The following is a 12,279-nucleotide window of genomic DNA, read 5'->3' as shown; positions in this document are numbered from 1 at the left end:
ATGCAGTGGGAGCACAGAAGGGAACTTTAAGCCAACTCATTGATTCTGCAAAAAGTACGGCTTTTGGTAAGGATCATGGTTTTGCCTCTGTAAAAACATATGAGGATTTTAAAAAGGCGGTTCCTGTTAGGGATTACGAAGAGTTACGACCTTATATTGAAAGGGTAGTGGCAGGTGAACCTGATGTAATGTGGAAAGGAAAACCCCTTTATTTTGCAAAAACCTCTGGTACCACATCGGGCGTTAAATACATTCCACTTTCTAAAGAATCGGTGCCCGAGCATGTTAAAGCTGCCCGGAATGCCTTGCTTACCTACATTCACGAAACCGGTAACACCGCTTTTGTTAATGGTAAGATGATCTTTTTGCAGGGAAGCCCTGTGCTGAGTAAAAAAAATGGAATTAACGTAGGTAGGTTATCAGGTATAGTAGCCCATCTTGTTCCAGGTTATTTACAGAGAAATCGTCTGCCTTCTTATGCCACAAATTGTATTGAAGATTGGGAGCAAAAGGTTGATGCAATAGTAGAAGAAACCATTAATGAAGATATGACCCTGATTTCGGGCATACCGCCATGGGTACAAATGTATTTTGACAGGCTTGCACAGAAATCCGGAGGCAAAAAGATTAAAGATATTTTTAAAAACTTTAGCCTGTTTGTATACGGCGGGGTTAATTACGAACCTTATAGGGCTAAAATTGAGGAAAGCATAGGCAAGAAAATCGATACAATTGAAACTTATCCTGCCTCCGAAGGATTTATTGCTTATCAGGATAGTCAGCAGGATAAAAGTCTGTTACTGCTGGCAAATGCAGGTATATTTTATGAATTTATTCCTGCAGACGAGTATTATAATGATAACCCTTTGAGAGTTAGTCTGGAAGATGTGGAGCTGGAAAAGAATTATGCTTTGATACTCAATACAAATGCCGGGTTATGGGGTTATAGCATCGGAGATACAATTAAGTTTGTATCTAAAAACCCGTATAAAATATTGGTGACAGGACGTATTAAGCATTTTATTTCAGCTTTTGGAGAACATGTAATTGGCGAAGAGGTAGAACATGCTTTACTTACCGTAGCTAACCTGGAAGGTGTGGGTATCACAGAATTTACTGTAGCTCCTCAGGTGGAAACGAAACACGGCGAATTGCCTTACCACGAGTGGTTTGTGGAGTTTTTTAATCCTCCTAAGAATCTTGAGGCTTTCAGTAAAAAAGTAGATGAAGCACTACAAAAGAAGAATATTTACTATTTTGACCTCATTGAGGGGAAAATACTGCAACCACTGATCATTCGTTCTTTACAGAAAGATGCCTTTGTGAACTTTATGCGTAGCCAGGGTAAGCTTGGCGGACAGAATAAGGTTCCAAGATTATCGAACGACAGAAAGATTGCTGATAATTTAAGTAGTTTTATAAATTGAAAAACATATCCATTTTAGGCGCAACCGGTTCAATAGGAACACAGGCCTTAGAAGTTATTGAGGCAAATCCGGAGTTGTATAAGGTTACAGCGCTTACAGCACAATCAAACGCTGATCTATTGATTGCCCAGGCATTAAAGTTTAAACCTTTAATGGTTGTTATTGGCGACGAGCGTCAATATAAATCCGTAAAAGCAGCTTTATCAGCTACAGGTATCAAGGTTTTAGCAGGTGAAGCAGCGTTGTGTGAAGCAGCTAGTTTAGCAGAGACAKATTTAGTACTTACTGCAATAGTAGGTTCTGTTGGTTTAAAACCAACTATTGCTGCTATTGAAGCTAAAAAAGATATTGGCCTGGCTAATAAAGAAACGCTGGTAGTTGCCGGTGATTTGATAACTAGTTTAGCAAAGCAACATGGGGTAAAAATTATACCTGTAGATTCTGAGCATTCTGCAATTTTCCAGTGCCTGGTAGGTGAGGCAGTTGATACAATTGAAAAAATCTATTTAACTGCATCGGGTGGGCCATTTAGAGGGAAGGAACGTGCTTTTTTAGCTAATGTTACCAAAGCCGAGGCGCTTAAACACCCCAACTGGGTAATGGGTGCTAAGATCACCATTGATTCGGCATCTTTAATGAATAAAGGCCTAGAAGTTATTGAAGCGAGATGGCTGTTTGATTTGAATGTAGATCAGATTGATGTGATTGTACATCCTCAATCTATCGTACATTCGCTGGTGCAGTTTAATGACGGCTCTATGAAGGCTCAGATGGGTCTTCCTGATATGAAATTGCCAATTCATTATGCTTTTGCATATCCAGGAAGAATAAGCAGCAATTTTAAACGTTTCAACTTTATGGATTATCCGGAGCTGACGTTCTCAAAGGCTGACAGAGGTACTTTTAGAAATCTTGACCTCGCATTTGAGGCTTTACGCAGAGCAGGAAATATGCCTTGCATCATCAATGCTGCCAATGAAGTGGTAGTAAATGCCTTTTTACAAAATCAGATTGGTTTCCTGGAAATGAGCGATATAATAGAACAATGTATGTCTGATATCAGCTTTATAGCGACACCAACTCTTAATAATTATTTAGAAACCGACCAGCATACACGTATATTTGCGGGCGAGCTGGTAACAAAATAAGTTTTTTACAGTCAAATTTAGAAACATTTAAAATCATATATGAGCGGATTGATTATGGCGGCCCAGTTACTTCTGGGATTATCGATATTAGTTATTTTACACGAATTAGGACATTTTCTTGCGGCACGGGCTTTTGGAATTAAGGTAGAGAAGTTTTACCTGTTTTTTGATGCCTGGGGTGTTAAGTTGTTTAGTTTTAAGAAAGGGGATTGTGAGTACGGCATCGGTTGGTTACCATTAGGCGGCTATGTTAAAATAGCAGGTATGATAGATGAATCTATGGATACCGAACAAATGAATCAGCCGGCGCAGCCTTGGGAATTTAGGTCTAAACCAGCCTGGCAACGTTTAATAGTGATGCTTGGCGGTGTTATTGTCAACATAGTTGTTGGTATCCTGATTTTCTGGATGCTTACATTTAAATACGGCGAAACATTTATTCCTAACAGTTCTGCACAGAATGGTATTAATCCCGGAAGTATCGGTAAAGAAATCGGGCTTCAAAAGGGAGATAAGGTAATTGCTGTTAATGGAAACAAGGTGATTCGCTTTGATGAATTGATCAGTTCAAAGGTTTTGCTCGGAAACACAAATTTAACGGTTATCCGTGGAGACAGAACCCTGGATATCAAAGTGCCTGAGAATATCTTAAATAAGGTTTCTGATTTAGGAATTGAAGCGTTTATTAGCAGGGCACCCTTGTTAACTTCTACAGTAGATAGCGTGTTTGGCAACGCACTCAAAGCAGGATTAAAAAAAGGTGATAGAATTGTTGCTGTAAATAATACACCTGTTCGATTTAATGCAGATGTTAGAGATGAGCTTCAGAAGCACAAGAAAAAACCAGTGTCTTTTATAATTAATCGTGGTACTGAAAAGTTAACTTATACTATTCCTGTGGACAGTGCCGGAACTATTGGTATCGGATTTAACATAGATGAGATAAAACAACAAACAATTAATTATAGTCTGTTTGCTGCTCTTCCAATAGGAGCAAATCAGGCATGGAAAACTTTTAGTGATAATGCTAAAGGAATCTGGAAAGTAGTTACAGGTAAAATCCAGGCAAACAAAGCATTTTCGGGCCCTGTAGAAATCGCKCGTAAAGTTTATGGCGGAGAGTGGATCTGGATGAGATTTTGGGCTTCTACAGGCTTTATTTCTATTGCTTTGGCATTTATGAACCTGTTACCAATACCTGCTTTGGATGGGGGACATGTTGTATTCCTGATTGTAGAGATGATCAAAGGAAAGCCTCTTGGCGATAAGTTTATGGAGCGTGCCCAGATAGTTGGTTTTGTCCTGCTGTTGTCGTTGATGGTTTTTGTGCTCGGCAACGACATATTTAAGGCTGTAATGCATTAAGCCCTTATGACAGACTATTTTGCATTTTATGGCTTACCATTAAGCTTTAATCCTGATGTGGCCCTCGTAAAGCAAAAGTTTTATGAGTTTAGTAAGAAGTATCATCCTGATTTTTATATTAATGAAAGCGATGAGAAACAGGCTGAGGTATTGGAATTGAGTACGGTAAATAATAAAGCATATCAGGTTCTAAGTGATCCGCAGAAGCGATTACATTATGTTCTGGAATTGAAAGGCTTATTAAAGGAAGGTGAGAACTATGTTCTGCCCCAAAGTTTTTTAATGGAGATGATGGATATTAATGAGGCATTAATGGATTTGCAATTTGATCCCGACCCTGTGAAGCTGGCAAGTCTAAAGGAAGATGTTAATGGAGTAGAGAAGGGGTTGTCGGATGAAATTTTATCACTTACAACTTCTTTTGAAGGTCAGACTTCAGCGGAGCAGGATAAAACACTTATTGCAATAAAGGACTTGTATTATCGTACTAAGTATTTGTTAAGACTTAGAGAAAGTATTGCTAAAGCTGCCAATATATAAGGCTGGCTGTTAAATCATTGTAAAAAAGTAAAATGCTACTTTTTTACAATGATTGTTTGGATACCTTTGCCGCAAATCCATATATATGAACACATTATCCATTTTTAGAAAAGTTGCCGTTGCTGAGGGAATTTCTTACATCTTGCTGGTATTTATTGCTATGCCCCTAAAGTACTGGGCTGATATGCCTTTGGCTGTGAAATACACAGGTTGGGCTCATGGCCTTTTATTTGTGCTGTACATTGTTTTTTTAATTATGGCATGGCAAGAGTATAAATGGAGCTTTAAAAAGGTGGTACTCATAGGGTTTGCATCATTAGTGCCATTTGCCCCTTTTTGGGTAGATAAAAAACTTAAAGAAGATAATTTAAATAAGTCTTGGTAATTAGTTATTCAATTGATACATTTGCATCCCGCTGAATAAGCAAATGCCCAGCTGGCGGAATTGGTAGACGCGCTGGTCTCAAACACCTGTGGGAAACCGTGCCGGTTCGACTCCGGCGCTGGGTACTAACCGGGCTCAAGCCCAAAACCTTAAAGGGTTGCTCATTAAAAAGCAACCCTTTTTGCTTGACTTTCAGTATGTTATCATTAAACGTTGGGTCAATAAAAGCGGTTCTAAACATACCATCACCCCATACCAGATTATCTTTGAACACCCCCCTCATCAGGGTATGCTTCTGTGTAATGTTGCCTTTTTGATAAATCTCATAGAGGTTAGTTAAATTCGGTAAAGTCCGGTCAATAAGCTCATCCTCGTTTCGGAATTTTGACGGTTGATTTCCACTTAAAGAATATTCTAGCATTGCCTTTATATACGGTCCTGTACCGAAACTTCTATTTAAATTATCCACTATCAAGATAGGCCTCTTGCGAAGTGGCATTTTTTTAGCTTCATTTTTTTGAAATTCCATTAACAATGTTATTACATATACGGGTTAAATAATGTAACTCCTTAACGTAATAACGTGAGATTTCACATCACTCATCGAGTTGTTATTTATCAACAAACTTTCATTATTTCTAATCAACATCTTACCCCTTTAAAATCCAATTACCCGATATTTGTCAATTTTTGATTTCTTCCGGCTAAATCTTAATTGTGGATTCCAATTGCTCTTCTTTCGAAAATCAAACTCTTAAATTCGGTCAATCCATTAAAATGTAGTTCGAAATCAGTGCGCTCACGGGACCTGTGAGCCCTTTAAGATATCTTAAAGGGCTTTTTTGTTTTTAGGCGATTTTCAAATCGTCGAATAAAGGCTTATTTTCGATTTTCAGTGAGGTAAGAGAACACAGCTAGGTTTGCCAATTGCAGATCCTTATTGATTTGGTCAGATAAGTCAACGGTCATAGGTATTAAACATAATCCTTGTTCGAGATTAACTTAAATGGCTTTTTTATGATGCGTTGTAAGTGGTATGGCATCACTTTGTCGGCAAATAAAAGCTTGTAAATTATAAACCATAATTAATATGTTTACAGATTCGGATCACAGGTGCTAATAGCATACTTATCGTGTGTCTTTACATCATTAAGTTTAGTGATATTTCCCTTAAAAAGGTCTATCAAAAATACTTTATGAAAGCCTGGTTTATCACTTTCAAAAACCAACTTATTACCATTTGCTTTAACCGTTCCTCTAGCTTCTATTAAGGTCGATTTAACAGCGATTTGTTTGTTTGGCTTTTGTTTCAAAGCCAGCCACTCTTTCATTGAAATGGGCCTTGAAAAGTTATTCGTTATAGTTGTAAACAATGCTTTACCGTCTCCTGTATAACTTAATAGATGGCCAGCTAATCGTGGAAAAATAATCTCTTTTTGAGCAGTATCAATTGGAATGTAATTTACAAAACAACCTCGTTCTGGTAGTGCTGTTGATTGATTGATGGTTCTTTTTATTGAAATACCGACTACAACCAATAGGAGTATGGCGAATGCAAAATATTTGATGAGCGTGGTCATACCTTTAAATTCATTCGAAAATATATTTAAAACCAGCTTCTAGCTTGTATAAAACCGACATTGTATACTTTTACTTAGCCAAATCCAAGATCCATTTGATACAATCCGTAGGTTCTACAATTGACCAAGAATGTGGATGTCTTGTTCCGTCGACCCTAAAACCTTTCCCAATGGCGGGAATAAATTCTGCTTTTTTATTTCCGCTTTGCATTAAAAAATTTGTCATTGCCGAAAGATTGGCAGCATTCAAATCATAATAGGTCCTGCCTTTGTTTTTAAGTTGCCAAACTATATCTGGGTCACAGTATAATCTAACAGGAACAGTGATCAAATATTTTGCATTGCCGCCATCGTCTCTGCTTCTTGTAAACATCGAACCTTCCACATATTTTTCAGGAAACTCGTCTGGCGACCCGCCATACTGTTTTTTAAATTCATTTACCAGAAAATGGTCTTCCTGCAATGCTATTTTTTTACTTTGAGATAATTTATCCCCTTCTTTTTCGTACTTAACAATTGCATTTTTTGCGCCGTTGTATAAATCTATTAGATCTACTGGTGGATCTACACCAATTACTGCCAATGGTGTTAAGTAAGTGATGTATTTTGCATTGTGAGACATTTCGGTGTATTGCAGTGCGTTCATCCCGCCTAACGAAAGTCCACTTAAAATAAATTTATTTTTTGGAGCTTTATACTTTGTTACAATATCTTCAAAAGCGGTATCAAAAAAACGTTTTGATGTTGTATCCGTATCTAATGTGTTGTTGTAGTTTGCACTCACTACTACCGACAGAATATTTTTATCGTATGCTTGTTGCATCAAAAATTTATTGCAGCTGATTACATTTTCTGCCGTTTCGCCTGTTGATGGAAATAGAACTAAAACCGCCCGTATTGGGTTTTTAGGAGCGAGTACGTAATAGAAAAGGTTATCATCTTTGCTGATGTTGCCATAAGTCTCAGCCGTGTTTTTAAGGGCTAAAGTTTGTTTTTTAAGGAGAGGTAGATATTGATCATCTAGGTTTAAAAAATCACCATTTACAAAATTGCCAATGGTTTTACCGCCGTTGTTGAAATAGGCTGCACCTTTTCCGTTTAAGGAACCGTTGATAAAAGTTCCTTCAAAACTGGCATATCCAATAATTTCAAATTTTCCTTTCCCGTCAAATTTTCCTTGCTTCATTTCACCTTTGTAGGTAGCTGCCAATTTATTATTTTGAAACCATTGCAAAAAGCCAGCTCCGGATGCAAAATTGTTTTTGCAATTGCCATTCCAAATTAGGCTGTCTGCGGTTGTCGGTTCATCTAACCATATTTTGCAATTTGATTGATGTTCTTTTACAAACTGTCCATTGCCTTGGGCAAAGGAATTTGTGGTAAGTAATGTTAAAAGTCCAAAAAATAGTAATCTCATTTTTTTCTGTTATTTTTGTTTGTGTTACGCCTTTGCATAAATTGAATTTCCCATTTTAAACATACTGCTGGCAGCAGTTATAAATTTTCATAAGTTTTATTTGATACTTTATAAAGGTTCTTAACTTCGGGAGTACCATCTTCCTGTTTCTTAACCCATCACTTTTGCTTATCAAAACTTTGATTATGATCAGACCGAAGAAAGCATTTGCCTCAAGAACAAGAATCAAGCCTGGCTCCTCAGTTATTACCGGGAATTAAGGATGAACTCGCGGTAGATAATTGCCTCTATTCCTATACCAAAAGTGCAATTAAAAATTCTGGTTTTCCAGAGAACCAACAAAAGTAAATATCCACAAATTCGAGCGACCTACAGGAATACTTTAACCACGCGGGTGTTTTGCAAGATGTACTTTTGTATACACAAAAGAATCTTGCGCCCTTGAGGTCGGGCATTTTTCTCGGAACTCGAAAATGCTGAAGACAAAATAAAAGCAAGATTATGTCTAGAAAAAAAACTAAGAATCCAGAGCAGCTATTTTATAAAACCTTTAACTTTCAAATCTTCCACTATAGGCTCAATAAGTAATAAAAAGGCTTTTAAATATTCAAAGTAGTCCCGCTGATCGGTACATACCGGGATCGAACACTTCGATTCCGGTTTTTTATATCTTTCTAACGCCTAAATATTCTTCAAACTGTGTTCAAAGTATTTCTGCTGAACCTCATTTTCTTTGGGTGTTATGAGCGGGCTTCACCCAAGTAAGCCGTCTGTGCTATAAAACAGCCGGCTCTTGATCAGATTTAATAGTCTTTCCTGCCTCTTTTTGGGGTTTTAGTTATGTTTGGAATGAAAACCAAATAGTCGTAACCTTTTATAATTCTTTCCAGCTCCAAATTCTCTACTTTAAGCTTCTTTTTAGAGATTGCTTGTTTCAAGGGGCTTAAATCATAGGTATACCAATTGTCATCTTTTACGACGGTTAAGAAAGATTTATATTGATCTAAATCAGCCAATGTTTCACCTTCTTCTTTTCCGATGAGCATAATGTGTAATGACTTCCGGTAATTTGCCTCTTCGATATTGGAAACCAGGTTTCCAATATCGAATACTTCCATTAAACTCTCTCCTTTAGGCAGGTGATTAGCACCAAATTTGAAAAGATTCTTCTTGTCTTTCCATTCAGGTAGTTTTTCAAGAACCAGGTGCTTCATGTATTGAACTCTTAAAGGGTGAATTCGACTTAAATATAGTTCCCTGCTTAATTTTAGTGCTTCAAGCTGCTCTTTCTCGTTGGCTGATAAATTCAGAGTACTCAATGCATTCATTTTTGCCAAACAATCGTCAGAGAACAAATAGAATGTGGTGTTATTTTTTGTGTCATAAGCAGCGGAATTAGCGATCATCTGCTTATAAATTTCTTTTGCTTTAGCATTTTTGGTTTGTTTCCTCAATTCCGAAAGCAGTAATCGGTCTGAAAATAAACTAATTTGATCAGCTCCATATAGTTTGATATTCTGCTGAAGTATGTTTTTGAATAAATCAAACTCAGCTTCACCTTGTAAAAAAGATAAAGCTGAACCTGATTCATTACGGAATTTGTCCAGTTCAGCTGAGGATAAGGATTTAATTTTTGTTGATATTGTGTTGATTGTATATGGATCAATTTCTAGAATATAGTTGTCGAACTTAATATTATTAATAATCGCATTTGTGAAGTAAGGGACTTCATCGGTGAAATGCAGCTCGCCCAATAACACAGAATTGTTTTTGCTGATTTCATCCTGTAGGGTAATCCATCCTTTTCCTTCGAAAGTGTTGTTATTGTTTTTTTTAAAGGTGGAGTAGTTTTTTTGAATTAAACTATCCATTAGAGCGGTTTGTGCGTAACTGAAATTGGCAATAAACAGAGTTAGAATTAGTAGTTTGGTTTTCTTCATTTGTTTTTTTTAGGAAGATACAATAAATTGAATTTATCACCCTGATGATTCAATAATATACCTCCAGATATTCCTTTCCGCGACGAAAACCTCAGGAGTAAACTGCATGTGCTGGCAGATTTCCATTAACTTGTTGTTATGCTCTCAAGCAAATATAACACGAATATCGCCCAAGTGGTTCTGCGATGTTTAATCCAAAAAGAAGTCGTGGTTATTCCGAAATCAGCAAATATGAAAAGGATTAATGAAAATTTCAATGCACTTGACTTAGAGTTGTCTGCCGATGATCTGACAGCCATCAAATCGTTAGATAAAGGCATCGGATTAATTTATAGTGTTTAAAAAACGTTTGAAAATCTGACTACAACAATTACCAATCCAACTACTTTTTACAGCGCGACAATCAAGAATTTTGTACTTGAAATTTAAGTCAGTTTTAGAAATAATTAAATAAAGGATTATGCAAAAGAGAAAATTAGGAAATAGTGGATTAGAAGTTTCCACATTAGGCTTTGGCTGTATGGGTTTAAACTTCTTGGATGGCAAGGGTCTTGATAAAAAAGATGCCATCACACTACTATGCAACGCAGTTGAAAGAGGTATTACATTTTTTGATACCGCAGAAGCCTACGGACCTTACACCAATGAAGAAATTGTTGGCGAGGCATTACAGCCTTATAGAAAAGACGTAGTAATCGCCACAAAATTTGGTTGTAAGGATGCCAGACCAGCGGTAGGTTTAGACAGACCTGATACAGGAAGGCAAAGTAAAATATTTCGGTTTATCGGAAGCAAGTGTTAAAACTATTCGAAGAGCACATTCAATTCTACCTGTAACAGCATTACAAAGCGAATACTCTTTGTTTTGGCGTGAGCCAGAAAATGAAATCATACCAACCTTGGAAGAGTTAGGAATTGGTTTCGTTCCCTTCAGTCCTTTGGGTAAAGGCTTCCTTACAGGTGTAATAAACAAAAAATTAGAGGATATCGACCGTAGAAACATTATTCCTCGTTTCAGCGAAGAAAATATAAAGGCAAATCTGGCTTTAGTGGACGCACTCTCTGAGATTGCTAAACAAAAGAATGTTACGACCGGACAATTAGCATTGGCCTGGCTTTTAGCTCAAAAGCCTTGGATAGCACCAATCCCCGGGACTACAAAATTGCATCGTTTAGAGGAAAACATTGGCAGTACAAATATTGTATTAACAACCGATGAACTTGCAAAAATTGACACAACAGTAAATGGAATTACACTTGTGGGCGACCGCTATCCGGAATTTTTAGAAAAACAAATAGACAAATAAAAACGAACAGCAATGGAAAATATTAAAGGGAAAGTTGTAGCCATTACAGGTGCAAGCAGCGGAATGGGCAAAGCCATTGCAATAGAATTAGCAAAAAATGGTGCCAAGGTTGTTTTGGGTGCAAGACGAACAGAACAATTACAACAACTTGTTGAAGAAGTTAAAAATAAAGGTGGTGAAGCCACCTTTGCTCAAATTGATGTAAAGGATAAAGCCGATCTAGTTAGGTTGGTAAATACGGCAGTTGAGCAATATGGAAAATTAGATGCCGTTGTAAATAATGCAGGTGTCAGTCAATTAAGCCGTATTGACGAATTGGATATTGACGGTTGGGAAGAAATGATCGACATTAACCTGAAAGGCGTTTTGTATGGGATGGCCGCTGCAATTCCTATTTTCAAACAACAACGATCGGGACATATCGTTAATATCATTTCTACTTCAGGAATAAAGATTGTCCCAATGCAGGGCGTTTATGCAGGAACTAAAAATGCCATTCGCACGATTGCAGAGGCGTTTCGTCAAGAGTCAGATGGAAACATACGCATTACAGGCATTTCGCCCGGAATTGTGAAAACAGATTTTGCAAACAACATAAAAAATGAAGAAATGAAAACAGCTGTCCAAAAGGGAATGGAACAGATTGCCATAGATCCCATAGCTATTGCCAATGCTGTAATTTATGCAATAAGCCAACCTAACGATGTTGAAATTGGCGATATTGTTATTCGTCCGTCAAAACAAAATTGATTAAATTCGTAAACCAAAAATGCAACAACAATCTAATATCAATCACATTAAAAGTATATCGCAATTGGTGCGGATATTGGGATTTCCTGCACCATTGCACCCGCTGATTGCATTGGTTGACTATAATAATGTTTCGATTGAAATGTTTCCAAAAGGGCAAAAAGTAAGTCTTGATTTCTACAAGATTTCCTTTAAGCCTACATTTACAGGACACATAAAATACGGACAGGGATATTACGATTTTGAAGAAGGCGGATTAGCATTTTTGAAACCAAAACAAATTGTTTTTTCACCGGAAGACGTAGAAAGCTATGAAGGTATCGCTTTGTATTTTCATCCGGACTTTATCCGAAATTATCCATTAGGAAAAACAATAAATCAATACGGCTTTTTCTCTTACGATGTTTCAGAGGCCTTATT

General features: G+C 37.1%; 12 protein-coding genes, 1 tRNA gene and 1 pseudogene. 11 read left to right on the top strand and 3 right to left on the bottom strand.

Features of this window, described 5'->3' with window-relative positions; translation table 11 throughout:
• The 6 genes from AC1DG9_RS16425 to AC1DG9_RS16400 all read left to right on the top strand — a co-directional run.
• Positions 1 to 1,427: GH3 auxin-responsive promoter family protein (locus AC1DG9_RS16425; RefSeq protein ID WP_477634903.1), on the top strand; the 1,427-nt coding region annotated here is incomplete at its 5' end.
• Positions 1,424 to 2,575 carry a 1-deoxy-D-xylulose-5-phosphate reductoisomerase gene (locus tag AC1DG9_RS16420; protein ID WP_477634902.1) on the top strand — a complete coding sequence of 384 codons (1,152 nt, stop codon included), beginning with the start codon at positions 1,424 to 1,426 and terminating at the stop codon, positions 2,573 to 2,575. The genes AC1DG9_RS16425 and AC1DG9_RS16420, both read left to right, overlap by 4 nt.
• A 39-nt stretch (positions 2,576 to 2,614) precedes the next feature.
• Entirely contained in the window at positions 2,615 to 3,940 is a 1,326-nt protein-coding gene (gene rseP / locus AC1DG9_RS16415) for an RIP metalloprotease RseP (RefSeq protein WP_172660680.1), read from the top strand.
• Between the two features lie 6 nt (positions 3,941 to 3,946).
• Positions 3,947 to 4,480: an iron-sulfur cluster co-chaperone HscB C-terminal domain-containing protein gene (locus AC1DG9_RS16410; protein ID WP_172660679.1), complete on the top strand. Its 534-nt coding sequence runs from the start codon at positions 3,947 to 3,949 to the stop codon at positions 4,478 to 4,480.
• An 85-nt stretch (positions 4,481 to 4,565) separates the two neighbouring features.
• Complete coding sequence (locus AC1DG9_RS16405) at positions 4,566 to 4,865, top strand: DUF3817 domain-containing protein (protein WP_048904329.1); 300 nt, start codon at positions 4,566 to 4,568, stop codon at positions 4,863 to 4,865.
• A 45-nt stretch (positions 4,866 to 4,910) separates the two neighbouring features.
• Positions 4,911 to 4,990 (top strand) — tRNA-Leu (locus AC1DG9_RS16400).
• Positions 4,991 to 5,959: 969 nt separating this feature from the next.
• Here the strand turns inward: AC1DG9_RS16400 and AC1DG9_RS16395 are convergent.
• The 3 genes from AC1DG9_RS16395 to AC1DG9_RS16385 all read right to left on the bottom strand — a co-directional run bounded on the left by AC1DG9_RS16395 (position 5,960) and on the right by AC1DG9_RS16385 (position 9,802).
• Positions 5,960 to 6,445 (bottom strand): hypothetical protein, encoded by a 486-nt coding sequence (locus AC1DG9_RS16395; RefSeq protein ID WP_337715377.1) that lies wholly within the window; start codon positions 6,443 to 6,445, stop codon positions 5,960 to 5,962.
• A gap of 70 nt (positions 6,446 to 6,515) precedes the next feature.
• Positions 6,516 to 7,862 carry an MORN repeat-containing protein gene (locus AC1DG9_RS16390; RefSeq protein ID WP_337715375.1) on the bottom strand — a complete coding sequence of 449 codons (1,347 nt, stop codon included), beginning with the start codon at positions 7,860 to 7,862 and terminating at the stop codon, positions 6,516 to 6,518.
• Positions 7,863 to 8,665: 803 nt separating this feature from the next.
• Positions 8,666 to 9,802 carry a hypothetical protein gene (locus AC1DG9_RS16385; protein WP_288880685.1) on the bottom strand — a complete coding sequence of 379 codons (1,137 nt, stop codon included), beginning with the start codon at positions 9,800 to 9,802 and terminating at the stop codon, positions 8,666 to 8,668.
• 138 nt (positions 9,803 to 9,940) lie between these two features.
• On the opposite strand from AC1DG9_RS16385, the gene AC1DG9_RS16380 reads away from it, so the two are divergent.
• The 5 genes and pseudogenes from AC1DG9_RS16380 to AC1DG9_RS16360 form a co-directional block, all read left to right on the top strand.
• Entirely contained in the window at positions 9,941 to 10,144 is a 204-nt protein-coding gene (locus AC1DG9_RS16380) for an aldo/keto reductase (RefSeq protein WP_288880688.1), read from the top strand.
• A gap of 118 nt (positions 10,145 to 10,262) precedes the next feature.
• Positions 10,263 to 10,604, top strand: coding sequence for an aldo/keto reductase (locus AC1DG9_RS16375; protein ID WP_477634901.1), 342 nt, complete (start codon positions 10,263 to 10,265; stop codon positions 10,602 to 10,604).
• Positions 10,552 to 11,109, top strand: coding sequence for an aldo/keto reductase (locus AC1DG9_RS16370; RefSeq protein ID WP_477634904.1), 558 nt, complete (start codon positions 10,552 to 10,554; stop codon positions 11,107 to 11,109). Before AC1DG9_RS16375 ends, AC1DG9_RS16370 begins: the two co-directional genes overlap by 53 nt.
• A 12-nt stretch (positions 11,110 to 11,121) precedes the next feature.
• Positions 11,122 to 11,859 (top strand): SDR family oxidoreductase, encoded by a 738-nt coding sequence (locus AC1DG9_RS16365; RefSeq protein WP_172660673.1) that lies wholly within the window; start codon positions 11,122 to 11,124, stop codon positions 11,857 to 11,859.
• Between the two features lie 19 nt (positions 11,860 to 11,878).
• Positions 11,879 to 12,279 (top strand): annotated as a pseudogene (locus AC1DG9_RS16360) (AraC family transcriptional regulator); the annotation flags it as partial.

The sequence above is a fragment of the Pedobacter sp. 05L430 genome (assembly GCF_056397585.1).
This window is presented reverse-complemented; position numbering and strand designations above follow the sequence as displayed.

Bases quoted from the DNA above. Each gene is read 5' to 3' on its own strand.
- AC1DG9_RS16380 (WP_288880688.1), top strand. From the start codon at position 9,941: ATGCTCTCAAGCAAATATAACACGAATATCGCCCAAGTGGTTCTGCGA.
- AC1DG9_RS16390 (WP_337715375.1), bottom strand. From the start codon at position 7,862: ATGAGATTACTATTTTTTGGACTTTTAACATTACTTACCACAAATTCC.
- AC1DG9_RS16365 (WP_172660673.1), top strand. From the start codon at position 11,122: ATGGAAAATATTAAAGGGAAAGTTGTAGCCATTACAGGTGCAAGCAGC.
- AC1DG9_RS16410 (WP_172660679.1), top strand. From the start codon at position 3,947: ATGACAGACTATTTTGCATTTTATGGCTTACCATTAAGCTTTAATCCT.
- AC1DG9_RS16405 (WP_048904329.1), top strand. From the start codon at position 4,566: ATGAACACATTATCCATTTTTAGAAAAGTTGCCGTTGCTGAGGGAATT.
- AC1DG9_RS16385 (WP_288880685.1), bottom strand. From the start codon at position 9,802: ATGAAGAAAACCAAACTACTAATTCTAACTCTGTTTATTGCCAATTTC.
- AC1DG9_RS16375 (WP_477634901.1), top strand. From the start codon at position 10,263: ATGCAAAAGAGAAAATTAGGAAATAGTGGATTAGAAGTTTCCACATTA.
- AC1DG9_RS16395 (WP_337715377.1), bottom strand. From the start codon at position 6,445: ATGACCACGCTCATCAAATATTTTGCATTCGCCATACTCCTATTGGTT.